The sequence below is a fragment of the Streptomyces sp. NPDC008086 genome (genome assembly GCF_042957325.1).
Taxonomy (GTDB): domain Bacteria; phylum Actinomycetota; class Actinomycetes; order Streptomycetales; family Streptomycetaceae; genus Streptomyces.
Genome location: NZ_JBIBIA010000008.1, coordinates 189,594 through 215,049 on the forward strand (window position 1 = coordinate 189,594; position 25,456 = coordinate 215,049).

17 protein-coding genes are annotated in these 25,456 nt (G+C 71.3%); 5 read left to right on the top strand and 12 right to left on the bottom strand.

Translation table 11 applies throughout. The annotated features are described in order from the left end of the window. Positions 1-58 precede the first annotated feature (58 nt). Together ACFZBP_RS28315 and lgt are read left to right on the top strand one after the other, a co-directional pair. On the top strand, positions 59-835 hold the full coding sequence (locus ACFZBP_RS28315; RefSeq protein WP_383444713.1) for a DsbA family protein: 777 nt from the start codon (positions 59-61) through the stop codon (positions 833-835). Positions 836-932: 97 nt separating this feature from the next. Continuing rightward, positions 933-1,883: a prolipoprotein diacylglyceryl transferase gene (gene lgt, locus ACFZBP_RS28320; protein WP_391417162.1), complete on the top strand. Its 951-nt coding sequence runs from the start codon at positions 933-935 to the stop codon at positions 1,881-1,883. 138 nt (positions 1,884-2,021) lie between these two features. Here lgt and ACFZBP_RS28325 read toward each other — a convergent pair whose 3' ends face one another. From ACFZBP_RS28325 to ACFZBP_RS28355, 7 genes are read right to left on the bottom strand one after another with little or no spacing between them, the layout of a single operon-like run. Then, entirely contained in the window at positions 2,022-2,855 is an 834-nt protein-coding gene (locus ACFZBP_RS28325) for an HpcH/HpaI aldolase/citrate lyase family protein (protein ID WP_383444719.1), read from the bottom strand. Next, on the bottom strand, positions 2,852-4,063 hold the full coding sequence (locus ACFZBP_RS28330) for a CaiB/BaiF CoA transferase family protein (RefSeq protein ID WP_383444721.1): 1,212 nt from the start codon (positions 4,061-4,063) through the stop codon (positions 2,852-2,854). The genes ACFZBP_RS28325 and ACFZBP_RS28330 overlap by 4 nt, the downstream gene beginning before the upstream one ends. Beyond that, complete coding sequence (gene rbsK / locus ACFZBP_RS28335; RefSeq protein ID WP_391417165.1) at positions 4,060-4,953, bottom strand: ribokinase; 894 nt, start codon at positions 4,951-4,953, stop codon at positions 4,060-4,062. Before rbsK ends, ACFZBP_RS28330 begins: the two co-directional genes overlap by 4 nt. After that, positions 4,950-6,335, bottom strand: a complete 1,386-nt coding sequence (locus tag ACFZBP_RS28340) for an ADP-ribosylglycohydrolase family protein (protein ID WP_391417167.1) — start codon at positions 6,333-6,335, stop codon at positions 4,950-4,952. Before ACFZBP_RS28340 ends, rbsK begins: the two co-directional genes overlap by 4 nt. After that, positions 6,323-7,498 (bottom strand): ADP-ribosylglycohydrolase family protein, encoded by a 1,176-nt coding sequence (locus tag ACFZBP_RS28345; protein WP_383444730.1) that lies wholly within the window; start codon positions 7,496-7,498, stop codon positions 6,323-6,325. The genes ACFZBP_RS28340 and ACFZBP_RS28345 overlap by 13 nt, the downstream gene beginning before the upstream one ends. Positions 7,499-7,506: 8 nt before the next feature. After that, entirely contained in the window at positions 7,507-9,021 is a 1,515-nt protein-coding gene (locus tag ACFZBP_RS28350) for an ADP-ribosylglycohydrolase family protein (protein ID WP_391417170.1), read from the bottom strand. Then, positions 9,018-10,073: an ADP-ribosylglycohydrolase family protein gene (locus tag ACFZBP_RS28355; RefSeq protein ID WP_391417172.1), complete on the bottom strand. Its 1,056-nt coding sequence runs from the start codon at positions 10,071-10,073 to the stop codon at positions 9,018-9,020. Before ACFZBP_RS28355 ends, ACFZBP_RS28350 begins: the two co-directional genes overlap by 4 nt. A gap of 271 nt (positions 10,074-10,344) precedes the next feature. Here ACFZBP_RS28355 and ACFZBP_RS28360 point away from each other — a divergent pair, with 271 nt between their 5' ends. From ACFZBP_RS28360 to ACFZBP_RS28370, 3 genes are all read left to right on the top strand, one after another. Beyond that, the gene (locus ACFZBP_RS28360; protein ID WP_383444738.1) at positions 10,345-11,076 is read left to right on the top strand and encodes a VIT1/CCC1 transporter family protein; all 732 of its coding nucleotides are present in this window, start codon (positions 10,345-10,347) and stop codon (positions 11,074-11,076) included. 369 nt (positions 11,077-11,445) lie between these two features. Beyond that, on the top strand, positions 11,446-16,044 hold the full coding sequence (gene gltB, locus ACFZBP_RS28365; RefSeq protein ID WP_391417602.1) for a glutamate synthase large subunit: 4,599 nt from the start codon (positions 11,446-11,448) through the stop codon (positions 16,042-16,044). Then, entirely contained in the window at positions 16,037-17,497 is a 1,461-nt protein-coding gene (locus ACFZBP_RS28370; protein ID WP_391417174.1) for a glutamate synthase small subunit, read from the top strand. The genes gltB and ACFZBP_RS28370 overlap by 8 nt, the downstream gene beginning before the upstream one ends. Positions 17,498-17,619: 122 nt before the next feature. Here the strand turns inward: ACFZBP_RS28370 and ACFZBP_RS28375 are convergent, their stop codons facing one another. From ACFZBP_RS28375 to ACFZBP_RS28395, 5 genes are all read right to left on the bottom strand, one after another. Beyond that, entirely contained in the window at positions 17,620-18,069 is a 450-nt protein-coding gene (locus ACFZBP_RS28375) for a hypothetical protein (RefSeq protein ID WP_391417176.1), read from the bottom strand. Between the two features lie 5 nt (positions 18,070-18,074). Then, positions 18,075-18,395 carry a hypothetical protein gene (locus tag ACFZBP_RS28380; RefSeq protein WP_391417178.1) on the bottom strand — a complete coding sequence of 107 codons (321 nt, stop codon included), beginning with the start codon at positions 18,393-18,395 and terminating at the stop codon, positions 18,075-18,077. Beyond that, a complete protein-coding gene (locus tag ACFZBP_RS28385) occupies positions 18,392-23,494 on the bottom strand; it encodes a caspase family protein (protein ID WP_391417180.1) in 5,103 nt (1,700 codons plus the stop codon). The genes ACFZBP_RS28380 and ACFZBP_RS28385 overlap by 4 nt, the downstream gene beginning before the upstream one ends. 87 nt (positions 23,495-23,581) lie before the next feature. Beyond that, on the bottom strand, positions 23,582-24,493 hold the full coding sequence (locus ACFZBP_RS28390) for a chitosanase (RefSeq protein ID WP_391417182.1): 912 nt from the start codon (positions 24,491-24,493) through the stop codon (positions 23,582-23,584). After that, complete coding sequence (locus ACFZBP_RS28395; RefSeq protein WP_391417184.1) at positions 24,490-25,437, bottom strand: rhomboid family intramembrane serine protease; 948 nt, start codon at positions 25,435-25,437, stop codon at positions 24,490-24,492. The genes ACFZBP_RS28390 and ACFZBP_RS28395 overlap by 4 nt, the downstream gene beginning before the upstream one ends. Positions 25,438-25,456: the final 19 nt, after the last annotated feature.

A 25,456-nucleotide genomic window follows, 5' to 3' on the forward strand; every position in this document is an offset into this window, starting at 1 on the left:
AACGGGTGGACCTCAGGCCGGGGAGGCGCGCTGCGCCTCCCCGGTTCGTTCTGCGGGTGTGAGCGAACAGAATCGTGAGGGAAAGCGGACCGCCCGGGAGCGGCTGGCGGCCGAGCGTGACAAGCAGAAGGCCGCCGACAAGCGGCGCCGCGCGCTGATCGTCGGCGCGAGCGTCGTCTGCGTGCTGGGACTCGCGGCGGTGATCGGAGTCGTCGCGGCGAACGCCGGCAAGGACGACAGCGGTGACTCGGCCGGGCCGGTCGTGGGGCCCTCCGGGGCGCAGGGTAAGGACGGCCTCGCGATCCCGGTCGGCGAGGAGAGCGCCAAGTCGACGCTCACTGTCTGGGAGGACTTCCGCTGCCCGGCCTGCAAGTCCTTCGAGGAGGCGTACCGGACGACGATCCACGAGCTGACGGACGCCGGCAAGCTCAGAGTCGACTACCACCTGGCGACGATCATCGACGGCGGCATGGGCGGCACCGGCTCGCGCAACGCCGCGAACGCCGCGGCCTGCGCCCAGGACGTCGGGAAGTTCACGCCGTACCACGACGTGCTCTACCGGAACCAGCCGCCCGAGCAGGACGACGCCTTCGCCGAGAACAGCAAGCTGCTGGAACTCGCGGCCAAGGTCGACGGCCTGGACACGCCCGCCTTCCGCAAGTGCGTCGAGGACGGCACCCACAACAGCTGGGTCGACAAGTCCAACGAGGCGTTCAAGAAGGGCGGCTTCAGCGGCACGCCGACGGTCCTGCTGAACGGCAAGAACATCTACCAGGACCAGACGATGACGCCGGCCAAGCTGAAGCAGATGGTGGAGGAGGCCGCCAAGGGATGAGCCCCGCCGGGGGCCGACCTGGGGCGCCGCCTGTTATGGACCCGTAGCCGGGCTGCCTGCCATCGCTGCCGCCCGGCAGGGTAGCGTCGACCTTGCCATGGAACTTGCCTACATTCCCAGCCCGTCGCGCGGGGTGATCCACCTCGGTCCCATTCCGCTGCGCGGCTACGCCTTCTGCATCATCATCGGTGTCTTCGTAGCCGTCTGGCTCGGCAACAAACGCTGGATCGCCCGGGGCGGGCGGGCCGGCACGGTGGCCGACATCGCGGTCTGGGCCGTCCCGTTCGGCCTGGTCGGCGGGCGCCTCTACCACGTGATCACGGACTACGAGCTGTACTTCAGCGAGGGCCGTGACTGGGTCGACGCCTTCAAGATCTGGGAGGGCGGCCTCGGCATCTGGGGCGCGATCGCGCTCGGCGCCGTGGGTGCGTGGATCGGATGCCGCCGTCGTGGCATCCCGCTGCCCGCGTACGCCGACGCCATCGCACCCGGCATCGCCCTCGCGCAGGCGATCGGGCGCTGGGGCAACTGGTTCAACCAGGAGCTGTACGGCCGCCGGACCGACCTTCCGTGGGCGCTGGAGATCACCTCCTCCACGGACGGCCGGGTTCCGGGCACCTACCACCCGACGTTCCTGTACGAGTCGCTGTGGTGCATCGGCGTCGCGTTGCTGGTGATCTGGGCGGACCGCCGGTTCAAGCTGGGCCACGGACGGGCGTTCGCGTTGTACGTCGCCGCGTACTGCTCGGGCCGTGCGTGGATCGAGTACATGCGTGTCGACGACGCCCACCACATCCTGGGCCTGCGGCTGAACGTGTGGACCGCGCTGATCGTGTTCCTGCTGGCGGTGACGTACCTCGTGGTGTCGGCGAAGAAGCGGCCGGGCCGGGAAGAGGTCGTCGAGCCGGGTGCGTCCGCCTCGGGCGACGAAGCCGACGGTGAGGCCGAGGCTTCCGGCGAGGACCAGGCCGCCGAGGGCGACGACCAGGCTGCGGCCGACGCGAAGGACGAGGTCAAGGACGAAGCCGGGTCGTCGAAGAAGACGTGAGGCATGGCCGTACGGCGATGAGGGCGCTCGGTGCTTACCGGGCGCCCTCCGTCGTACGTGGGCAGTGCGCTTCGGTGAGTTCGGCACCGCCGGAATCCGCCGTCGTGGTTGCTCGCCGCCGCGGCGGGAAGGAGGTGGTCAGCCTCGGCGTACCAGGGACAGGGTCCGCTGCGCCGTCGCCACCACCGCCGCGTCGATGAAGCTGCCGTCCGGCAGGGCCTGGGCGCCCTGGTTCGTCGCCGCCGCCTTCATGATCGTCTCCGCCTGTTCCAGTTCCTCCTCCGTGGGGAGGTAGGCCCGTTCGATCACCGGGAGCTGGCGGGGATGGATGGCCGCCCGGCCGAGGAAGCCGAGGGCACGGCCGTGGGCGCAGGTCGCCGCCAGGCCCTCCAGGTCGCGGATGTCGGGATGGACCGTCTGGGGCGGTGGCGGCAGCCCGGCCGCCCTGGCCGCCACGACGACGCGGGAACGGGACCAGTCGAGGCCCGCGTCGCCCCGGATGCCCAGGTCGGCCCGTAGGTCCGCCTCGCCGAGGGCGATGCCGCGCAGGGACGGGTGGGCGGAGGCGATGGCGTACGCCCGCTCGATGCCCAGGGCCGACTCCAGCAGGGCGTGCAGCGCTGGGGCGCCGCCCGCGCTCGGCGGGGTGGTCTCCGCGAGGCGCACGATCTGCTCGGCGGAGCGCACCTTGGGCAGCCGGATGCCGGACAGGCCGGGACGGGTGGCCAGCGCCTCCAGGTCCTTCGCCGCGGCCTGGGTGTCCAGGGCGTTCACGCGGACGTGCACGGGGACGGGATGGTCCGGTTCGGAGAGCAGGTCGGCGGTGGCCGACCGGGCGTAGTCCTTGCGGTCCGGGGCCACCGCGTCCTCCAGGTCGACGATCACGATGTCGGCGCCGGACGTCAGGGCCTTGGCCACCACATGGGGGCGGTCGCCGGGGGCGTACAACCAGGTCAGGGGGAACCGGGTCACAGGCTGCCCTCCTCGCGCAGGGCCGCCAGTTCGGCGGGGGTCAGACCCAGGCCGGTGAGGATCTCGGCGCTGTCCGCGCCGTGCGGGCGCCCGGCCCAGCGGATGGTGCCGGGCGTGGCGGAGAGGCGGAACAGGACGTTCTGCATGCGCAGCGGTCCCAGCTCGGGGTCGTCGACGGTGGTGATCGTGTCGAGGGCCGCGTACTGGGGGTCGGTCATCACGTCCCGTACGTCCTGGATCGGAGCGACCGCGGCCTCCGCCTTCTCGAAGGCCGCGAGGACGTCGGCGCGGGTGTGGCGGGCGATCCAGTCGCCGACCGCCTGGTCGAGGACGTCGGCGTGGCGGGCCCGGTCGGCGCCGGTCGCGAACCAGGGTTCGTCGATCAGGTCGGGGCGTCCGACCAGGTGCATCACCCGTTCGGCGATGGACTGGGCGGAGGTGGAGACGGCGACCCAGGTGCCGTCGGCCGTGCGGTAGGTGTTGCGCGGGGCGTTGTTGGCGGAGCGGTTGCCGGTGCGCGCCTGGACGTAGCCGAGCTGGTCGTACCAGGTGGGCTGGGGGCCGAGGGCCAGCAGCATCGGCTCGATGAGGGCCATGTCGACGACCTGGCCCTCGCCGGTGCGCTCGCGGGCGGCCAGTGCCGTCATCACCGCGTACGCGGTCGCGAGGCCGGCGATGGAGTCGGCGAGGCCGAAGGGCGGCAGCGTCGGGGGTGCGTCCGGTTCGCCGGTGAGCGCGGCGAAGCCGCTCATCGCCTCGGCGAGGGTGCCGAAGCCGGGGCGGTGGGCGGAGGGGCCGAACTGGCCGAAACCGGTGACACGGGTGAGGATCAGCCGGGGGTTGGCGGCGGAGAGCTCCGGCCAGCCGAGATCCCATTTCTCCAGGGTGCCCGGGCGGAAGTTCTCGATGACGACGTCCGCGCTCGCGGCGAGGCGCAGCAGGGTGGCGCGGCCGCCGGGCCTGGACAGGTTCAGGGCGATCGTGCGCTTGTTGCGGCCGAGCACCTTCCACCACAGGCCCACGCCGTCCTTCGACGGGCCGTGCCCGCGGGACGGGTCCGGTTTCTCGGGGTGCTCGACCTTGACGACCTCCGCGCCGAAGTCGCCGAGCATCGTGGCGGCGAGGGGGCCGGCGAAGAGGGTGGCGAGGTCGAGGACGCGCAAGCCGGTCAGCGGGGCGTCGGCGGGCCGGGTTCCGGGCGCGTTCATGAGCCGTGCCGCTCCTCGATCTCGGGGCGGTACGGCATCGACACCGTGGCGCCCTCCCGCTGCACCGACAGCGCGGCCGCCTCCGCCGCCCAGGCCAGGGCGTCGTGCATGGGCCGCCCTTCGCCGAGCGCCACCGCGAGGGCGCCGACGAAGGTGTCACCGGCGCCGGTCGAGTCGACCGCGGTGACCTTCGGAGCGGGCACGGTCACCGGATCGGTGTCCCGGCTGACGTACAGGCTGCCGGCCGCGCCCAGGGTGACGACGACCGCGGGCACCAGGTCGAGGAGTCCGACGGCGGCCTCCCGGGGGTCGGTGCGACCGGTGAGGGTGGTGGCCTCGTGCTCGTTGGGCACCAACAGGTCCACGGCGGCGAAGAGTTCGTCGGGCAGGGGCTGGGCGGGGGACGGCGTGAGGATCGTACGGACGTTGTGGCGGTGGGCCGCCTGGGCGCCGGCGAGGACCGCGGCGATCGGGATCTCCAGTTGGAGCAGCAGGGTGTCGGCGGAGGCGATGACGCCCTCGTCGCCGGGGCTGAGGTGGTCGAGGGTGCCGTTCGCGCCGGGGATCACGACGATGGCGTTGCCGCCCTCGTCGTCCACGACGATGTGCGCGGTGCCGGACGACCCCTCGACGGTGCGCAGGTCGTCGGTGTCCACGCCGGAGTGCTCCAGGGTGGAGCGCAGGCGGGTGCCGAAGGCGTCGTTGCCGACGGCGCCGATCATCGAGACGTTGCCGCCGGCGCGGGCGGCGGCGATGGCCTGGTTGGCGCCCTTGCCGCCGGGGACCGTACGGAACTCCCGTCCCGTCACGGTCTCGCCGCGCTGCGGGGCTTTTGCGACATAGGTGACGAGGTCCATGTTCGTGCTGCCGAGCACGACGATGTCGGTCATGGGCGTGCGACCTCCGGGGGCGTGAGCTCATGGGTGAGGTGGGCCAGTGCGTCGAAGCCGGTGCCGTTGAAGTCGGCCACCGAGGTGGTGAGGCGGTTCTTGAGGGGGGCCGTCCAGCGGTCGGGGAGCGCGGCGGGGGAGCCGGCGAGAAGGGCGGCGACGCCGCCTGCCGTCGCGCCGTTGGAGTCGGTGTCCCAACCGCCCGACACGGCACGGCAGACGGAGCCCGTGAAGTCGCCGTCGGCGTGGGTGAGGGCGGCGGCGATCAGGGCGGTGTTGGGGACGGCGTGCACCCAGTGGTGGGTGGGCGCGTGGGCGGCGTGCAACGCGTCGACGACCGTGTCGAAGTCGGCGTGGGTGCGGGCCAGTTCGACGGCATGCCGGACCGCGCTGGCCAGGCGGGAGTTCGGGGGGATCACCGTGAGACCGGTGCGCAGGCAGGCGTGGACGGCGGCGGGGCCGGGCGCCGTCGCCGCCTGTGCGATGACGGCCGCCGTGAACATCGCCGCGTAGACGCCGTTGGCGGTGTGGGTGAGGGTGGCGTCGCGGTGGGCCTGTGCGGCCGCGGCGGCCGGGTCGCCGGGGTTGGTCCAGCCGTGGACGTCCGCGCGGATGAGCGCGCCGATCCACTCACGGAAGGGGTTGCGGTGGCGGGCCGTGTGCGGGGGTTCGATGCCGGTGAGGAGATTGCGGTAGGCGACGCGTTCGGCGGTGAAGGTGCGGCCGGCCGGCAGTTCGTCGAGCCAGAGACGGGCCACGTCCGTGGTGGTGAAGGCCCTGCCGTGACGCTGGAGCAGGAGGAGGTTGAGAAGGGGGTAGTTGAGGTCGTCGTCCTCGGGCATGCCGTCGATGTTCTCGGCGAGGGAGGTGGCGGCCGAGCGGCGGTTCCAGGGGTGGGCGGCGAGGAGGTCGGCGGGGACGCCACGGGCGGTGAAGTAGCCGGCCAGGGGCCAGTTGCCGGTGGATCCGGCCAGCTGGCGGATGGCTTCCAGGGGGAGCTTCTCCACGGGTTTGCCCAGGAGGCAGCCGACGGCCCGGCCGAGCCAGGCGGCTTCGTAGCGGGCGGGTCCGGGGGGTGCGGGGGCGGTGAGGGCAGGGGGCGGCCAGTGCGGGCACAGGGACTTGATCGTCTCCAGGTCCGTGGGCTCGTCGTCCTTCAACCGGCCGGGCAGGTCCGCCAGTTCGTCCAGCAGGTCCTCCGCCAGCGTCCGCAGATACCTCGACGCCGGCTGCGGTGACGCCCCGGCCCGCAGCGGGGCCTCCTCGCCGCCCGCCGCCCGCCATCGCTCCGCGATCCTCGACGGCTCCCGGCCGTCCAGAGCCGCCTGGCGCAACTCGTGCCCGAGCAGGTCCTCCGGCTGGACCCAGGTCAGTCGGAGCATGGTCGGCCCTCCAGCGCGCTGAAGGCCGCTTCGTGGGCCCGGCGGCGATCGACGTCCCGGGCGTGGATCTCCCTCGCGACCTCGGTCAGGATGCGGGGCGGCTCCCACAGGTCGAGGCGGCTGGCCTCCGCGACCGCCTTCGACCAGTCCTCGGGGACCGGCGAGCCCAGCGCACCGGCCATGGCGCCGGCCATCGTCGCGATCGAGTCGCAGTCACGGCCGTAGTTCACGGCGCCCAGGACCGCGTGCCGGAAGTCGCCGTTCGCGACCACCAACATGCCCAGGGCTACGGGGAGTTCCTCGATGGCGTGCAGCCGGGAGGGGCGGCGGGCGCCGAGGGAGGGCTGCCGGTAGTCGGGGCCCACCGTGTCGTACGGGGTGACCGCCGCCCGGAGCGGGGCGAGGGCCGACTCGAAGTCCGTGTACCGGCCCGCCGTGTCGCAGACCGTCTCGATCGCCGCCCGCGTCCCGTCCTTCGCCAGGGACAGACAGGCCGAGACGACCGAGTCCGGTGTCGCCCCGGGGGCGCACGCCGCAGCCACCGCCGCCGCGAGGACACCCGCCGCCTCACGGCCGTACGACGACTGGTGGGCCCCCGCGATGTCCAGGGCCTCGGCGTACGCGGCCCTCGGGTCGGCCGCGTTGACCAGGCCGACCGGGGCCATGTACATCGCCGCGCCGCAGTTGACGACGTTGCCGACGCCGGCCTCACGCGGGTCCACATGGCCGTAGTGAAGGCGGGTCACCAGCCATTTCTCCGCCAGGAAGACACGGTGCAGGGGGAGGGCCTCCGCCTCCAGCTCCGGGATCCAGCGCGGGTTGGTCATCAGGTCCGGGACCAGGTGGTCGGCGAGGGCGTACGCGTCGAGGTGGTCGCGGACTGTGGCGTACGCCCGTACCAGCGCGTGGGTCATCAAGGTGTCGTCGGTGACGTGCCCGTCGCCCTTGTGGTACGGCGCGATGGGGCGGGCCGTGCGCCAGGCGTCGCCGTTCCAGGGGCCGACGATGCCGTGGACGCGGCCGCCGTGGCGCTGGAGGATCTGGTCGGGGGAGTAGCCCTCCACCGGCCCGCCGAGGGCGTCGCCGACCGCCGCGCCGACCAGGGCGCCGGTGATCCGCTCATCGAGACGCGGGCCACTGCTTTCATCTGCTTTGGGCGTCATGCCCCGAATCATCCTCCTGGTCGGGTCGGTTGTGTGGCTTCCAGGAGTTCGGCGAGTTCCACCAGGTCGGTGCCGGTCAGCCGGGGGAGTACGCAGCCGGAGAGGGTGCGGCATGCCTCGCGCCAGGTCGCCGGGATCGACGTTCCGCCGCCGAGTGCGCCGGTCAGCGCGCCCGCCAGGGCCGGTGCCGAGTCGGCGACCCGGCTGAGGCACGCGGCCGCGGGGACCGCCTCGGCGATACGGCCGTCCGCGGCGATCGTGAGGGCCAGGGCGACCGGGACGGTCTCGGCGGCGGCGATGCCGTAGCTGTAGACGTGGTCGACGATCTGGTGTTCCAGGAGGGGGATCAGGGCGAAGGCGCTGTCGGCGGAGTGGGCGAGGTGCAGTGCGTGGCGGGCGTTGCGGCCGATCTCCGTCTCCTCGGGGAGTTCGGCGAGGGCCGCGGCCACGCAGGCGTTCGCCGGCGCGCCGGTCAGGGCCAGTGCCACGGCCGCCGCCATCGCCCGGGCGCCGTGTACGCCGTCGCCGTCCTGGGTGTAGCGGGCGTCGAACTCGGCGAGGTCGGCGGCGCGGTGGGGGTCGCCGGGGTGGGCCACCGCGAGGACGCAGGCCCTGACGCAGGCCGCGTCGTCGAAGTAGTGCGGGTTGTCGTGGCCGGTGGCGGGTGGGCGCAGGCCGGTGGCGAGGTTGCCGAGGGCGGCGCGGACGGAGATGCGGGCGCGGAGGGGGAGGATGGCCGACTCGACCTCGGGGGCGCGGTCCGCTGCCGCGGCGATCTCGTCGGCGAGGGCGCTCCAGGTGAGGTCGATCGCGGCTCTGGTGCGGCGTTCCCTGCTGAGGTCGCCGAGGGCTGTGTCGTCGCCGGCTCGCAGTACGGCTTCCGCGGTGAAGGCCGCCCATTCTGTGTCGTCGGAGGGGCCGAGGCGGAGGGGTTCGGGGGGTTGGTTGAGGGCGATGGGGACGGGGAGGGTGGTGGTGGCGTTGTGTTCGGCGAAGGTGTCGAGTTCGCGGGTGAGGCGGCGGGTCCAGTCGGGCATGCGGGCGGCTCTGTGGCGGGCGGCGGGCCAGCCGGCCGCGTCGCCTGCGGCTAGGCCCAGCAGGAGGCCGAGGGTGCGGGTGCGCTCCGTTGGGTGCGCGGTCTTGGCCTCGGCTTCGCCATCGGCCTTCTGTTTCCCACCCGCACCGCCCGTGCGGGATTCGTCGTCGGGTGCGGGTGGCCCCGGTGGGGGGTGCTCGCCGTCGGCGGCTGCGGGTTTGGGGGGCGTGGCGTCGGGTGGTGGGGTGCGGGGTGTGCTGTCGGTGGTCGGGGGGGCGGGTGGTGGTGCGAGGGCCGTGCTGTCGGTGGTCATGGGGCCGGGTGGTGGGGTGCGGCGCGTGGCGTCGGGCGTTGTGGGGTCGGGTTGCGGTGCAAGCGTCGTGGCGTCGGTCGTCGTGGGGTCGGGTGGCTGGGGCAGGAGGGTGGGGTCGGTTTCGGGGGTGGTTGTTGTGGGGGTGCCCTCGTCCCAAGGGGTGGGGGGCCTCATCGGTGGGCCGCCGGGGTGTCGGCTGTGGGGAGGCCTCCCGTGGCCCACTTTCTGTCCTCGCCCGGTACCAGCAGCTCTGCCACGTCCAGTACGTGGTGGCCGGCCATGGACGGCAGGCAGCTGCCCCGTGCAGGGCCGATCGCCGCTGACCACTCGGTCGGGATCGCCGGCGCGCCCTGGGTCGCGCCGGCGAGTGCGCCGGCCACCGCTGCCGTCGTGTCCGCGTCGCGGCCCATGTTCACGGCCGTGAGGACCGCCTGGACGAAGTCGCCGTCCGCCGCCGCGTACGCCCCGAAGGCCAGGGCGACCGCCTCGGGCGCCAGGTCGGTCCACGGGTAGCCGCCGATGACGACCGCGGAGCGGACAGCGCGTTCGCCGCGGTGGGCCACCGCCACCGCCCGGCGCAGGGAGCGGGCCGTCCAGGAGTCGTCCGGGACGACCGCGAGGGCCGAGGCGACCACGGCGATCGTGGGGGCCCCGGCCATCGCCGCCGCCACGCCCGCCGCCACCGCCTGGCCGCCGTAGATGCCCTCGCCGTCGTGGCTCACCGAGCCGTCGATCGCCACCAGGCGGGCCGCCTCCGCGGGGCGGCCGGCCGCGAAGACGCCGAAGGGCGCCGCCCGCATGGCGAGGCCGTCGCTCCAGGCGTGGCGGTGCTGGGCCGAGATGGGGGCCGCGAGGCCTCGGCGGAGGTTCTCCAGCGTGCCGCGCTCGCTGAAGCCGGCGCCCCGGAAGGGGCCCTCCGCCCGGTCCGCGATCCACTCGTGCCAGGCCGCCTCCACATGGGCCGGGGTGAGGGCCGAACCGTGCCGGGCGAGGAGGAGGCCGGAGAAGATCGCGTACTCGGTGTCGTCCGTACCGGAGGGGTTGTCGGACACGTAGCCCGTGATACGGCCCCAGCGGGCGCGGATCTCGGAGGGCTTCATGTTCTCGGCGGGGGCGCCCAGCGCGTCGCCGACCGCCAGGCCCAGCAGTGCGCCGCGCGCCCGTTCGCGGATTTCGGCGGCGTCCCCGGGCGCCGGAACCGAGGGGATGCAGGCGATGGATGGCATGCGAGGCCTCTCCTCCGGGGGCTCCGCACAGGGCGCGGAGCCCTTTGCGGATGTGTCCCACCATCGGCGGTTGACCTGAGCCTCGGAGGCGTCAGTGTCACCCGGTCGACATCTGTGCGGGCCTGTACACGAATGAGCGTTCCCAGGGGAAAGCGCAGGTTAGCCCAGCCTTTCCTTGCTGGCGGGAGGGAAATGCGCGGCGTAGATTTGTGGTTGTCGAAGAATGGAACTCGTCTAAAGACAGCCTTACCTAGCTTCCAGGGGGACCCTCATGGCCATCATCGAGACCGAGGCCGCGCTGCACGAGGCGCACCGTGACAACCACACGCACCGCGATGTGAACGGCGGCTGGCTGCGCCCCGCCGTCTTCGGGGCGATGGACGGCCTGGTCTCCAACCTCGCCCTGATGACCGGTGTCGCGGGCGGCGCCGTCGGTCAGCAGACCGTCGTGCTGAGCGGCCTCGCGGGACTCGCCGCCGGCGCCTTCTCCATGGCCGCCGGTGAGTACACCTCCGTGGCCTCGCAGCGCGAGCTCGTCGAGGCCGAGCTGGACGTCGAGCGCCGGGAGCTGAGGAAGCACCCGAAGGACGAGGAGGCCGAGCTCGCGGCGCTGTACGAGTCGCGGGGCGTCGAGCCGCGGCTCGCCAAGGCCGTCGCCGAGCAGCTCTCCCGCGATCCCGAGGTGGCCCTGGAGATACACGCCCGCGAGGAACTCGGCATCGACCCCGGTGACCTGCCCTCGCCGCTGGTCGCGGCCGTCTCGTCGTTCGGGTCCTTCGCGCTGGGCGCCCTGCTGCCCGTCCTGCCCTATCTGCTCGGTGCGACCTCGCTGTGGCCGGCCGTGCTGCTCGCGCTCGTCGGGCTGTTCCTGTGCGGTGCGGTCGTGGCCAAGGTGACGGCGCGCACCTGGTGGTACAGCGGGCTGCGGCAGCTGGCGCTCGGTGGCGCCGCGGCCGGTGTGACGTACGCCCTGGGCAGTTGGTTCGGAACGGCCGTAGGATAGCTCGGCTGGAACTTATGCGTTGGGCCGCATAAGTAGCCGTTACTCGCTGGTTTCGGATGCATGACCACCGGGCATGAGCCGTAAGCGCTGTGGGCAATGACGCCTGCGGCGCACTCGCGGGGTGGGCGACGACGCCCCTTCCGCCTCGGATCGACGGACATAGACCTGTCTCGCTCGGTCCCCACATACTTCAAGCCATGGGCGCGGAACCCTTCTCGCAGCCCCTGGTGTCCGCATGATGGAACGGATTATCCCGCTTCCCGAGAACCGCCCCATCATGTAACCTGCACGAAATTTTGCACTCACGCAGAGGGCCAACGTCGTCCCTCGGCAATTTGCATATGCCACATGACGACGACGGGAGAGCCGATGCGTACGCCGCGCCAGCCGTCCCAGCACTCCGCGAATGGCCAGAACTGGTCCTTCATGGATGCTCGCCCTGCTGCGCAGGGTATGTACGACCCCCGCAACGAGCACGACGCCTGTGGCGTCGGCTTCGTGGCCACCCTCACCGGCGAGGCGAGCCACGCGCTGGTCGAGCAGGCGCTCACCGTTCTGCGCAATCTCGAACACCGCGGCGCCACCGGTTCCGAGCCCGACTCCGGTGACGGCGCGGGCATCCTGTCCCAGGTGCCGGACGCCTTCTTCCGCGAGGTGGCCGGATTCGAACTGCCCGAGGCCGGCGCGTACGCCGTGGGTATCGCCTTCCTGCCGGAAGAGGGGACCCAGGACGCCGTCTCGAAGATCGAGACGATCGCGTCCGAGGAGGGCCTCACCGTCCTCGGCTGGCGCGAGGTGCCCGTCGCCCCCGAGCTGCTCGGTGCCACCGCCCGGTCGACGATGCCCGTCTTCCGCCAGGTCTTCGTCGCGGACGGTTCCGCCAAGGACATCGCCCTCGACCGCAAGGCCTTCGTGCTGCGCAAGCGCGCCGAGCGCGAGGCCGGCGTCTACTTCCCGTCGCTGTCGGCCCGCACCATCGTCTACAAGGGCATGCTGACCACCGGCCAGCTGGAGCCCTTCTTCCCGGACCTGTCCGACCGCCGCTTCGGCTCGGCGATCGCCCTCGTCCACTCGCGCTTCTCGACGAACACCTTCCCGTCGTGGCCGCTGGCGCACCCGTACCGCTTCGTCGCGCACAACGGTGAGATCAACACCGTCAAGGGCAACCGCAACTGGATGCGCGCCCGTGAGTCGCAGCTGGTCTCGGACCTGTTCGGCTCGGACGGCAAGGCCCTGGAGCGCATCTTCCCGGTGTGTACGCCGGACGCGTCCGACTCGGCGTCCTTCGACGAGGTGCTGGAGCTGCTCCACCTCGGCGGCCGCTCCCTGCCGCACTCCGTGCTGATGATGATCCCGGAGGCGTGGGAGAACCACGACTCCATGGACCCGGCCCGGCGCGCCTTCTACCAGTTCCACTCCACGATGATGGAGCCCTGGGACGGCCCGGCCTGTGTCACCTTCACCGACGGCACCCAGGTCGGCGCCGTGCTCGACCGCAACGGCCTGCGTCCCGGCCGCTACTGGGTCACCGACGACGGCCTCGTCGTCCTCGGCTCCGAGGTCGGCGTCCTCGACATCGACCCCGCCAAGGTCGTCCGCAAGGGCCGCCTGCAGCCCGGCCGGATGTTCCTCGTGGACACCGCCGAGCACCGCATCATCGAGGACGACGAGATCAAGGCCCAGCTCGCGGCGGAGAAGCCGTACGCCGAGTGGCTGGAGGCCGGCGAGATCGAGCTGTCCGACCTGCCCGAGCGCGAGCACATCGTGCACACGCACGCCTCGGTCACCCGCCGCCAGCAGACCTTCGGTTACACCGAGGAGGAGCTGCGCGTCATCCTCGCGCCGATGGCCAAGGCCGGTGCCGAGCCGATCGGTTCGATGGGCACCGACTCGCCGATCGCCGCGCTGAGCGACCGCCCGCGGCTGCTCTTCGACTACTTCACCCAGCTGTTCGCGCAGGTCACCAACCCGCCGCTGGACGCCATCCGCGAGGAGCTCGTCACCTCGCTGAACTCCTCGCTGGGCCCGCAGGGCAACCTGCTCGACCCGACGGCCGCCTCCTGCCGCTCGGTCACCCTGCCCTTCCCGGTGATCGACAACGACGAGCTGGCCAAGCTCATCCACATCAACGCCGACGGCGACATGCCCGGCTTCAAGGCCGCGACCCTCTCCGGTCTGTACCGGGTCCACGGCGGCGGTGAAGCCCTCGCCGCGCGCATCGAGGAGATCTGCGCCGAGGCCGACGCCGCCATCGAGAACGGCGCCCGGCTGATCGTCCTGTCGGACCGCCACTCCGACGCCGAGCACGCGCCGATCCCGTCGCTTCTGCTCACCGCGGCCGTCCACCACCACCTCATCCGCACCAAGCAGCGCACCCACGTGGGCCTGCTGGTCGAGGCCGGCGACGTCCGCGAGGTCCACCACGTCGCCCTGCTCATCGGCTTCGGCGCCGCGGCCGTCAACCCGTACCTGGCCATGGAGTCCGTCGAGGACCTGGTCCGCGCGGGCACCTTCCTGTCGGACATCGAGGCCGAGAAGGCCATCCGCAACCTGATCTACGCCCTCGGCAAGGGCGTCCTGAAGGTCATGTCCAAGATGGGCATCTCGACGGTCGCCTCCTACCGCGGCGCCCAGGTCTTCGAGGCCGTCGGTCTCGACGACGCCTTCGTCGAGAAGTACTTCAACGGCACGGCCACCAAGATCGGCGGCGTCGGAATCGACGTCATCGCCAAGGAGGTCGCCGCCCGCCACGCGAAGGCGTACCCGGCGTCGGGCATCGCGCCCGCCCACCGCGCCCTCGACATAGGCGGCGAGTACCAGTGGCGCCGCGAGGGCGAGCCGCACCTGTTCGACCCGGAGACGGTCTTCCGCCTCCAGCACTCCACGCGCACCGGTCGCTACGACGTCTTCAAGAAGTACACCGAGCGCGTGAACGAGCAGTCCGAGCGACTGATGACGCTGCGCGGGCTCTTCGGCTTCAAGTCGGACCGTCCCTCGATCTCCATCGACGAGGTCGAGCCGGCCAGCGAGATCGTCAAGCGCTTCTCCACCGGCGCCATGTCGTACGGCTCCATCTCCAAGGAGGCGCACGAGACCCTCGCCATCGCCATGAACCAGCTGGGCGGCAAGTCCAACACCGGTGAGGGCGGCGAGGACCCGGAGCGTCTGTACGACCCGGCGCGGCGTTCGTCGATCAAGCAGGTCGCCTCCGGCCGCTTCGGCGTCACGTCCGAGTACCTGGTCAACGCCGATGACATCCAGATCAAGATGGCCCAGGGCGCCAAGCCCGGTGAGGGCGGTCAGCTGCCCGGCCACAAGGTCTACCCGTGGGTCGCCAAGACGCGTCACTCGACGCCGGGCGTGGGCCTGATCTCCCCGCCGCCGCACCACGACATCTACTCCATCGAGGACCTGGCCCAGCTGATCCACGACCTGAAGAACGCGAACCCGCAGGCGCGGATTCACGTGAAGCTGGTTTCCGAGGTCGGCGTCGGCACGGTCGCCGCGGGTGTCTCCAAGGCGCACGCGGACGTGGTGCTCATCTCCGGCCACGACGGCGGTACGGGTGCCTCCCCGCTGACATCGCTGAAGCACGCCGGTGGACCCTGGGAGCTGGGCCTCGCGGAGACGCAGCAGACCCTTCTCCTCAACGGCCTGCGCGACCGCATCGTCGTGCAGACCGACGGCCAGCTGAAGACCGGCCGTGACGTCGTCATCGCCGCGCTGCTCGGCGCCGAGGAGTTCGGTTTCGCGACCGCGCCGCTCGTCGTCTCCGGCTGCGTCATGATGCGCGTCTGCCACCTGGACACCTGCCCGGTCGGCATCGCCACCCAGAACCCGACCCTGCGCGACCGCTTCTCCGGCAAGGCCGAGTACGTCGTCAACTTCTTCCAGTACATCGCCGAAGAGGTCCGCGAGATCCTCGCCGAGCTCGGCTTCCGCACCATCGAGGAGGCCGTCGGCCACGCCGAGGCCCTCGACGTGACCCGCGCGGTCGACCACTGGAAGGCGCAGGGCCTGGACCTGGAGCCGCTGTTCCACGTGCCCGAGCTGCCCGAGGGCGCGGTGCGCCACCAGCTGATCGAGCAGGACCACGGCCTGGAGAAGGCGCTCGACAACGAGCTCATCAAGCTCGCCGCCGACGCCCTGGCCGCGGACTCCGCGACCGACGCCCAGCCGGTGCGCGCCCAGGTCAAGGTCCGCAACATCAACCGCACGGTCGGCACCATGCTCGGCCACGAGGTGACGAAGAAGTTCGGCGGCGCGGGTCTGCCCGACGACACCATCGACATCACCTTCACCGGTTCCGCGGGCCAGTCCTTCGGTGCCTTCCTGCCGCGCGGTGTCACGCTGCGCCTGGAGGGCGACGCCAACGACTACGTCGGCAAGGGCCTCTCCGGCGGCCGGGTGATCGTCCGTCCCGACCGGGGCGCCGACCACCTCGCCGAGTACTCGACGATCGCGGGCAACACGATCGCCTACGGCGCGACCGGCGGCGAGCTGTTCCTGCGCGGTCGTACGGGCGAGCGGTTCTGTGTCCGCAACTCCGGTGCGACGGTCGTCTCCGAGGGCGTGGGCGACCACGGCTGCGAGTACATGACCGGCGGCCACGCGGTGGTCCTCGGCGAGACGGGACGTAACTTCGCGGCCGGTATGTCCGGCGGTATCGCGTACGTCATCGACCTCGACCGCGACAACGTCAACGTCGGCAACGTGGGCGCCGTCGAGGCCCTCGACGACACCGACAAGCAGTGGCTGCACGACGTGGTCCGCCGCCACCAGGAGGAGACCGGCTCCACGGTCGCCGAGAAGCTCCTGGCCGAGTGGGACACCGCCGTCGAGCGCTTCAGCAAGATCATTCCCAGCACGTACAAGGCAGTGCTCGCCGCCAAGGACGCCGCCGAGCGAGCCGGTCTGTCCGAGACCGAGATCACCGAGAAGATGATGGAGGCGGCGATCAATGGCTGACCCGAAGGGCTTTCTGAACCACGGCCGCGAGGTCGCCAAGTCCCGCCCGGTCGACGTACGTCTGAAGGACTGGAACGAGGTCTACGTCCCCGGCTCCCTGCTGCCGATCATCAGCAAGCAGGCCAGCCGCTGCATGGACTGCGGCATCCCGTTCTGCCACAACGGCTGTCCGCTCGGGAACCTCATCCCCGAGTGGAACGACTACGCCTACCGCGAGGACTGGTCGGCGGCGTCGGAGCGCCTGCACGCGACGAACAACTTCCCGGAGTTCACGGGCCGCCTGTGCCCGGCCCCGTGCGAATCGGCCTGCGTGCTCGGCATCAACCAGCCGGCCGTGACCATCAAGAACGTCGAGGTCTCGATCATCGACAAGGCGTGGGACGCGGGCACCGTCGCCCCGCAGGCCCCGGAGCGCCTGTCCGGCAAGACCGTCGCCGTCATCGGCTCGGGCCCGGCGGGCCTGGCCGCCGCCCAGCAGCTGACCCGGGCCGGCCACACCGTCGCCGTCTACGAGCGCGCGGACCGCATCGGAGGCCTTCTCCGGTACGGCATCCCCGAGTTCAAGATGGAGAAGCGGCACATCAACCGCCGTATCGAGCAGATGCGCGCGGAGGGCACCCGCTTCCGTACCGGTATCGAGATCGGCCGCGACCTCAAGGCGACCGACCTGAAGAAGCGGTACGACGCGGTCGTCATCGCCGCCGGCGCCACGACCGCCCGCGACCTCCCGGTCCCCGGCCGTGAGCTCAAGGGCGTCTACCAGGCGATGGAGTACCTGCCGCTGGCCAACAAGGTCCAGGAGGGCGACTACGTCACCTCCCCGATCTCGGCCGAGGGCAAGCACGTCGTCGTCATCGGCGGTGGCGACACCGGCGCCGACTGCGTGGGCACCGCCCACCGGCAGGGCGCGGCCTCCGTCACGCAGCTGGAGATCATGCCCCGTCCGGGCGAGGACCGCGCGCCGCACCAGCCGTGGCCGACCTTCCCGATGCTGTACAAGGTCACGTCCGCGCACGAGGAGGGCGGCGAGCGGGTCTACTCCGTCTCCACCACCCACTTCGAGGGCGACGAGGACGGCAACGTCCAGTGGCTGCACCTCACCGAGGTCGAGTTCATCGACGGCAAGCTGACCCCGAAGCCGGGCACGGAGCGCAAGATCCCCGCCCAGCTGGTGACGCTGGCCATGGGCTTCACGGGCACCGACCGCGAGAACGGCCTGGTCGAGCAGTTCGGCCTGGACCTCGACGAGCGCGGTAACATCGCCCGCGACGCCGACTTCCAGACCAACGTCCCGGGTGTCTTCGTCGCCGGTGACGCGGGCCGCGGCCAGTCCCTCATCGTCTGGGCCATCGCGGAGGGCCGCTCGGCCGCCCGCGGCTGCGACCGCTTCCTGACCGGCGCCAGCGAACTGCCGGCCCCGATCAAGCCGACGGACCGCGCGCTGATGGTCTGACGGCTCGACAAGTGACCTGAGGGTCACGCACATACGTCCCGTACAACGGCGTACGGAACACAGACGGCGTCTGCCCCACAGTCCCCGACCGGACGACTGGGCGGGCGCCGTCGCTTGTCCGGCTACTTGGCAGGGGCGACCCATGTGACGATGACGGCGGCGGCGACGGCCAGCACGCCGACGAGGGCGAGCCAGCGGGCCCACTCCACCTGAGCCCAGATCCGCGGGATCCGCTCCGCCTCGTAGTCCAGCAGGCAGAACGCGTCGGTCGGGATACGCTCCCCGGGGCGGCCGTTGGCCGCGACCACGCCCAGCCACGAGGCCGCCACCAGCGCGACGAACCCGGCGCTGAGCAGCACGATGACCGCGATACGCGGCCCTTCGGGCAGCTTGCTCAGGTCTTCCTGGCCCTTGAGCACGAACACGGCCGTCAGCAGCCCGGTCAGCGACGACAGGAAGTTCCGGTAGCCCTCGGCTTGCCGCACCGCCGCCTGCAGCTGCGCGCCCGACGACTTCATCTCCACCAACCGCCGGTCGGCGTCGTCCAGTTCCTCACTCGTGTAGTCGGTCATGCGAGTCAGACGCTCCAGCGGACGATGGTGATCCGCGCGCCGCAGCCCGTGACCACCCCGGCCGGGCGGCCCGCGTGCAGGGTCGTGCAGTCGCACAGGACGCTGACCGGACGCGTGGGGTACTCCTTGCGCCGACGGTCGAAGATTCCTCCCTTGGGGACCACCTGGGTCTCCTTGACGAGCACGGCCAGCGGGCACCGGCACGCCGGGCAGTGTCCGGTTCCGGTACGGCGCACCTGGCCGCCCTGGCCGGTCTCCGTCTGCCACTGGAAGGTGACCGGCGTCTTCTTGTGTTCCTTCTTGTACGCGATGGGCGCGGGGCTCACTGCTGCTCCTCGTACGCTTGATCGGACTTGGCTGCCAGACGGAACCCGAAGAGGGCGGCGTAGCTGTCGAGGCGGGCACGGACCTCGGCTTGGGTGAGCTCGGTCTCCTCGGCGCACAGGGCGATGTGGTCCGCCGGTACTTCGCCGTGCAGCGCCGGGGCTCGGCCGGTGAGCTGCTCGGTGAGCAGGACGACGTCACGCCAGTCGGGCCTGAGCGCCCCCTCCGCCTCGGTCAGCCGGCCCACGGTCACCCGTAGACCGAGACAGCGGAACGGGGCGTAGCGGTCGTATGCCCTCGCCAGCGTCCAGCCGAACCGCCCAGCGACGAGTACCAGCTCCAGAGGGCCGAGGATGCCGGGCCCGAGCAGGCCCGCGTCGAAGGCGACGAGGTCGAAGCGGTCAGGGACGCGCGGGGCCAGGGCATCGGCGTCCGGGCCGGTGAAGTCGCCGGGCGGGGCGGGTGCGCCGAGGACGGTGAAGGTGGACAGACGTGAGACCGACCGCCCGATCGAGCCCCGGCTGGCGAACGCGTGCCCGATGAGCTGCTGGATGGTCATTGTTCGCTGGAAGCCATGCAGCCGTTCCCGATAGGGCTGTTCGTACAACGCGGTCAAGTCCGTGTCCGTCGCGCTCAACTCCTCGGCGCCCTCGGGCAGGGCGGCGATGTCGAGCGGACGGTGTCGGGTCGCCGCGACCAGGCGTTCGCGGGCCTGCCCCAGGGAGTCCCCAGCGCTCGTCAGAGACAGCAGGAACGCGAGGTTGGCTCCGTCCTCGTCGAAGGCCGGCACGTAATCGGAGAAGTACAGCAGCGACGACAGCTCCGCGCTGGTCGCCTGGTTCAGCAGTGCCTCCTCGTCGCCGATGGCAGCGCCGTCCAACAGCCCGCACTCCGTCAGATGCACGACCGCTTCCCTGAGCTCGTCGGGATCACCGGCCGCGGTTGTGACGTATTGCAGGATCAGGTCCCAGGGCAAGCAGGGTGTGCCGTCCGCGACGCTGTCCTCGTCCAGATTGAGCCAGCTTGGCGGTGTCCAGCCGACGGCCGACTCCGGTACCCGCGGGGCCCGGACTCCCGTGAGCGGCTCGGCCGAGTTCACGAGTTGTTCCACCAGTCCCAACCGGGTGCGCAACTGCTTGGCGGTCATCACCAGTTGGTCCATGGACAGCTTTCCGACACGCCATGGGCTGGAGCTGCCGAAGTCGGGGCGCAGAAGGAGCTGTTCCTGTTCGCTGAGACGGCGCCACCCCGGGGCGTCGGCCGGAGGCACGGAGAGGAACGTGAAACCGAGCGGAGTGAGGCGCAGCAAGCGGCGAGCCACCTGCGCGGCCGGCCAAGAGGCGTCGGCGATCTGCGCTCCCACCCGCTCCAGCAACTCGATGTGGGCGAGCGTGCCGTCCCCCAACCTGCCTCGGGGGAACCAGGTCTGATTCAGGTTCCGGCTGAGGACCTCGCCCTCCCCCCGGGTCACCACCGTGGCCCGGAGATCCTCGTCGAGGTCGGGCGGGTCGGGCAGCGTCGAGTCCAGCTGTCGCAGCTCGGCCAGAAGGTCGGCGCACCGTCCCAGCGGGATCTCGTGCCGGGCGGAGACCCAGACCATGGGCGCGTGGCGTGCGACCCGGTTCGAGTCGGCACCGGCCTCGCGGTAGAGGACATACAGGTCGGCCGCCTCCACAGTGGGGCGGAAGCTGTCGAGTGCCCGGATGGCCGCCGTGGCCGGGACCCGTAGGCCGGCGATGGCGTATCTGCGCAGGGCTCGTACGACAGGCCGCAACGGAAGTCCGGCCGCGGCGGCGGAGCGCAACGCCGGGCCCCACTCGAGGCTTGTGTCCGGGTCGCGGTTGAACAACAGCGCGTCCATGGGCTTCGGATCGGGGTAGCCGGCGATATCGCTGTCCCTGTCCGGAGGCATGCCCAGCCTGCTCAGCCGCCACTTCTTGAACAGGTCCTCCTCGTGATCACGCCGATCACCGAAGATCTGAGACCGGTGGTGCATTCTCTGGAGCCGGTCGTGGTCCGTGGGGAAGCAGCCGCTCACCGCGAGCGGAACGCTGCCCGACAGCACCCGTTGGTCATCCGCGACGGGTTCCAAGACCGCCATGGCGTCCTTGGGCAGCGCGGTGAGCACCTCGTAGGCCAGCAGGGGTTCCTCCTCGGCTAGGTCCCACAGCCTGCGCAGTGACATCTCCTTCCATTGCGCGGCGCACTCGGCGGCCGCCTCCCGGACCTCGCCGGCGAGCATCTCGTGACGGTATTTGAGCAGGTTGTTGCGGTCCACGCTGGGCTCCGGCTGATGCCGCTCGCGCAGATTGGCGACGTAGCCGTGGACCGGCTCGGCGTCCTTGATCACCACTCCGTCCAGCAGCAGCCGTCCCTCGCCCTGGACCAGCCACACGTCCGTCTTCTCGACGTGGGCCGGCTCACCGAACCAGTCGCCCCGGCCCTTCAGTACTCCCGGTGACCACGTCCGGCTGCGTACCACCTCCTCGAAGTCGTGCCGGTCCCGTTCCTCAGCCACCACCTCGTAGTCGCTCACCCACAGCAGCGACGACAACGTCTCCACCAGGGAAGCGGGCTGCTCACCCTCCGCCGGGGCGGACAGATACAGGCGTACCTTTGTTCCGCCGTTCGTGGGCGCGTCGTGCGACGGGGTGATGCGTAGCAGGCCCGAACCGGACTGGATGTCGGCGCGGGAGTGCTGCTCGCGGTCGCTCCGATCGCCGTACCGGTTGACCGGAGCCGTGTCGACCTCGACCTCGTCGGCCAGCATGAAGTAGCTGAACACGCCGATGCCGAAACGGGAGTTGAGGCCGGTCGGGGTGAGGCCCGCACTGCGCCACTCGCGGCGTTCCTGCACGTAGTCCGGGTCCTGCTCGTAGCGCTTGCCGGCGCGCGCGAACATCGAGGTGAGCTTGGCGCGGGTCATCCCGGTGCCGTTGTCGTGGCACTCGATGAAGGGGCGGTCCTTCTTGTCCCATCCCTGGATGAAGGTGATCTTGCCGCGCCAGTCTTCGTCTCCGCCGCGCCGCTGGCTGAGGCCGTAGCGGTTGCGCATGTCGCGTAGTCGGCACGAGTCGAGCGCGTTCTGGTAGAGCTCCCGTAAGGCGAGCATCCGGTCGCCGTATAGCTGATGCCCCATCAACAGGGGGCGGATCTCGTCCTCGGCCAGCCGGAAACGCTCGATCGGCAGTGTGTACTGGTCGGCCTCCGGACGCAGCTGATGGGTGGTGACGCGCTGGGGCAGTCCGCGGGTGAGCTCGCCGAGTCCCTTGTCCCGACCCCTGATCGTGGCGATCGTGGCTTCGGCCCGGGCCGCGCACTCCTCCAGAGCCACATGCAGCGCGGCGTGCGGACACGGGAACCGGACATCGAGGTCGTAGGTCTGCTGGGACCGATCGCCGACCGTCGCCGAAAGGTCGTAGTCCGCCAAGGCCTCGACCACGACCTGAGGCTGGAGGCTCTTGTGGGCGCCGAGATGGTCGATGAGGACGCTCGACAGGCGCCGGGGGTCGGCGGCGAGCAGGCCGGCGGTCCAGATGAGCTGGGCCAGCTGCTTGGGGCGCCAGTTGCTGCCCTCGACGGGCGGGAACGGGTTCTCCCAGTCGCCCTCGGGGCCGGGCAGGCTCACGCGCGGACGTTCGCCCGGCTCCACCGTCAGATGGCCGAGGACCTGCCGGACCTGGTTTCCGACGCGCTGCCGGGCCTTGTCGGTGAAGCCGGCGGGGCCGCGCGTGTGGGAGGAGGCAATCGCCGAGGAGACCAGACGAACCAGGGTGTCGATGGATTCGTACGACCCGTCGCCGGCCCACAGCCGGTCCCAGTCCGCGACGAACCGGTGCCGCAGCCAGTACTCGGCCGCGTTCTCCTCCTCCGCCAGGCCCCGGTCGGCGAGTGTCAGGCGCACGCCCTCCACATGCCGGTGGGCCCGCCGTATGTCGCCCATGGCCTCGATGACCTGCTTGTCGTGCTCGTCGCGTTCGTCGGACGCGGTCTCCACGGCGTGGTGCAGGTCCCCCAACGCGATCGCGGTCACCGCCTCGTGCACCAGCGGTGCGGCCAGCAGTACCGCCGTCTCCGCGGGGGACAGCCGTTCCGGGTCCGTCAGCCCGGCTCGCTCCACAAGAGCGGACAGTCTGCGCTCGAAACGGCTGGGGAAGTGCTCGTCCCGCCACGGATCGTCGTGATGAACGCCGGCGCCGAGGACGGTGCCGTTCACATGGTCGGCCAGTTCGGACAGCGCCTGTTTGACGGCCTCCTGCGAGACCAGGGTGCCGCCCGTGTGCTCCCACAGCGTGGACTGCTTCACCAACTCGGCCCACGGAAGCTGTTCCGGCAGTCCCTGGCACAGCTCCAGGGCCCCTGGCACCCGGCCGTGCGCCACCACCAGCTCCACGTACGGCAAGTCCACGTTCAAGCCCTTGGCGAACTGCAGCGTGCGCTGCTCCGCGTACCTGACCACCTCGGCGAGCGTGGTCGGCGGCCGGTCCGGGGCCAGCGCCTCGGCCAGGGCCCGCCCGAACCAGCTGCCGAGCCGCTGGTCGGCGTACGAGCGCTGCCCCGGGCCGCAGCTGTGCACCCACACCACGTCCCGCACCGGTGAGTACGCCCCGGTCGCCGTCCACTCCCGCGACCGCGGCGCATCGGTCCGACATGTGTCGAGGAACACGACGATGTTCACGCCGCGCTGCACCGAGTCCATCTTCAGCCCGACCGCGTCGGCGGCGATGAGCGAGTGGACGTCGAGGATCGCGGGGTCCTCCGCCGCCGCCCTGGTGAACTGTGCGTCAGCAGGCAGTAGATATTCCCGCTCGTCGATCGTCACGCCATGGCAGGAGAGGTAGACCAACGCCGTGTCACCGGGTTCGCAGTCGCGGAAGAACCTTTCCAACTCGCCCTGCAGGGACGACTTTCCGAGGAGCAGCTCAGGGCCACTGCCGGCGTGGAACATCTGCGGCCGGTAACCCGACCCCGTCAGGACTTCGCCCACCCGGGCGACGTCCGTGCGCGCACAGGCCAGGGAGGGGAACTCCGCGGCGAGTTCGGGGGCCTGACCGAGGAGTGGAGTGTCCTGCACCCCGATCAGCAGTGCGCGGCGTTGCATGCCTGTGCCCCCTCGACGTCCCGTTCGGAGATCACAGGATCTCAGATCCCGCAGGCCGGGCAAGGGAGTTGGGCGCACCGCCCATGCCTACGGCACCCGGTAGGTCTCCCCGTACACCTGCCATGTCAGGGGCGTGCTCAGGTTGAGGTTCCCCTCCTCCAGGAACCGCCGCTGAGCCGTGTCCACCCGGCTCGTGTCGGCGCCCGGTCGACGCTCCCGCATGGCAGCCCGGCGGACGTCGAGGAAGGCGTCCAGGTAGGCCTTCTCGGAGCCGCCCCGGGAGGGGGGCTCGGCTTTGCGCAGGGCGCGTTCGCGCAGGACGTAGAAGCCGTCCTCGTCGATGCCGGGGCCGTGGAAGACCATCGCGTCGTAGTAGACGAACTGGCCGAGGGTGCCGAGGCCGTCGAGCTTGGCGAGGCGGACCGCCGGGTCGAAGTAGGCGCGGTCGCGCTCGGCGTCCTGGGCCGCGCGGAAGGCCTCCGTCTCGGCCTCCGTCTTCCAGGCGGCCGGGAAACCGGGGTCCAGGCCCTCGTGGGAGTCGGTGCCGTCGACCGCGCGCAGGGCGGGCAGATAGCGGGCGAGCCCGTTGTCCGGGTGGGCCTCGGTGTAGTTCTCGACCAGGGTGAGCAGATCGTGGGTGCCGGTGCAGAAGCCGATCGTGCCGGCCGTGTAGCCCTGGCCGTCGTCGAGGTCCTCGATGTCGCCGTAGGTGCGGCGCCAGTCCAGGGTCGAGCTCTCGGCGGTGGAGACCAGCTGCTGGGCCAGCTCCTTCTTCGCCGGCGCGGCCAGCCCCGGCGGCAGGCTCGCGATCAGCTCGTCGTCCGCCGACCGCTCCTGCTCGGCCCGGCTCTTGGCCTCCTGCCGGGATCCCTCCTGCGCGGTGACGACCGTGGTCTCGCCGCCGGTGCCGCCGTCGGACTCCGCCGGCACGAGAAAGTAGACGGCCGAGGCGACGGCGACGGGAACGGCCGCGAAGAGCACGACGCCGATACGTCTCACTGGGGCATCCCCCCACCCGTCAGTTCCGACACCTTCACGACCGCGACCACCGCCAGCAGCACCAGCACGCTCACGCAGGCGGCCGTCTGGATCAGGTCTCGGCGTGGGGTGCGGGGAGCGTAGGCGTAGGCGAGGGTCACCGCGGCTCCGGTGAGGAGGCCGCCGAGGTGGCCCTGCCAGGAGGTGAGGCCGGCGGAGAGGAGGAGCCAGAGGAGGAGGAAGGCCATGAAGCGGTTGACGGCGCGCATGTCGGCGCCGACGCGGCGGGCGAGGACGTAGTAGGCGGCACCGAGGCCGAAGATCGCGCCGGACGCGCCGACCGACTCCGTGTTCACGTCGGTCAGCAGCAGCTCGAACACCGAACCGCCCAGCGTCGCCAGCAGGTAGAGGGCGAGGTAGCGGACCCGGCCCAGCATGGGCTCCACGATCCGGCCGAGCTGCCACAGCGCGAGCATGTTCATCACGATGTGCAGCAGCCCGAAGGTGCCCTCGGTCGGCGGCAGGTGGAGGAAACCGCTGGTCAGCAGCCGCTCCCACTGGCCGGCGACGAGACCCTCGGCGTGGAATCCGGACGGGTGCCCGGGCTCGTAGACGTAGTAGAGGCCATCCGGGCCGACCAGCCGGGCGCTGAGCATCGCGAACCGGTCCACGATCTCCGGGCGCGCCACCTCCGCCAGATAGGCCAGGACGTTGAGGCCGATGAGCACCGAGGTCACGAGCGGCGTCGCGGCGATCCGGCCGCCGACGACTGTCCGGGCCTGCCGCACCGACCGCGCGCCCTCCTTGACGCACTCCACGCACTGATGGCCGACGGACGCTTCACGCATGCAGTCCGGGCAGATGTACCGGTCGCAGCGGACGCAGCGGACGTGGGACTCCACCTTGGGATGGCGATAGCAGGTGGTGACGGCGGACTCGGTGGAAGGGGTGGACTCGGGCTCCACAGCCGGCTCCTCGAAGGGG

Bases quoted from the DNA above. Each gene is read 5' to 3' on its own strand.
- lgt (WP_391417162.1), top strand. From the start codon at position 933: ATGGAACTTGCCTACATTCCCAGCCCGTCGCGCGGGGTGATCCACCTC.
- ACFZBP_RS28330 (WP_383444721.1), bottom strand. From the start codon at position 4,063: ATGAACGCGCCCGGAACCCGGCCCGCCGACGCCCCGCTGACCGGCTTG.
- rbsK (WP_391417165.1), bottom strand. From the start codon at position 4,953: ATGACCGACATCGTCGTGCTCGGCAGCACGAACATGGACCTCGTCACC.
- ACFZBP_RS28340 (WP_391417167.1), bottom strand. From the start codon at position 6,335: ATGCTCCGACTGACCTGGGTCCAGCCGGAGGACCTGCTCGGGCACGAG.
- ACFZBP_RS28345 (WP_383444730.1), bottom strand. From the start codon at position 7,498: ATGACGCCCAAAGCAGATGAAAGCAGTGGCCCGCGTCTCGATGAGCGG.
- ACFZBP_RS28350 (WP_391417170.1), bottom strand. From the start codon at position 9,021: ATGAGGCCCCCCACCCCTTGGGACGAGGGCACCCCCACAACAACCACC.
- ACFZBP_RS28355 (WP_391417172.1), bottom strand. From the start codon at position 10,073: ATGCCATCCATCGCCTGCATCCCCTCGGTTCCGGCGCCCGGGGACGCC.
- ACFZBP_RS28360 (WP_383444738.1), top strand. From the start codon at position 10,345: ATGGCCATCATCGAGACCGAGGCCGCGCTGCACGAGGCGCACCGTGAC.
- gltB (WP_391417602.1), top strand. From the start codon at position 11,446: ATGCGTACGCCGCGCCAGCCGTCCCAGCACTCCGCGAATGGCCAGAAC.
- ACFZBP_RS28370 (WP_391417174.1), top strand. From the start codon at position 16,037: ATGGCTGACCCGAAGGGCTTTCTGAACCACGGCCGCGAGGTCGCCAAG.
- ACFZBP_RS28375 (WP_391417176.1), bottom strand. From the start codon at position 18,069: ATGACCGACTACACGAGTGAGGAACTGGACGACGCCGACCGGCGGTTG.
- ACFZBP_RS28385 (WP_391417180.1), bottom strand. From the start codon at position 23,494: ATGCAACGCCGCGCACTGCTGATCGGGGTGCAGGACACTCCACTCCTC.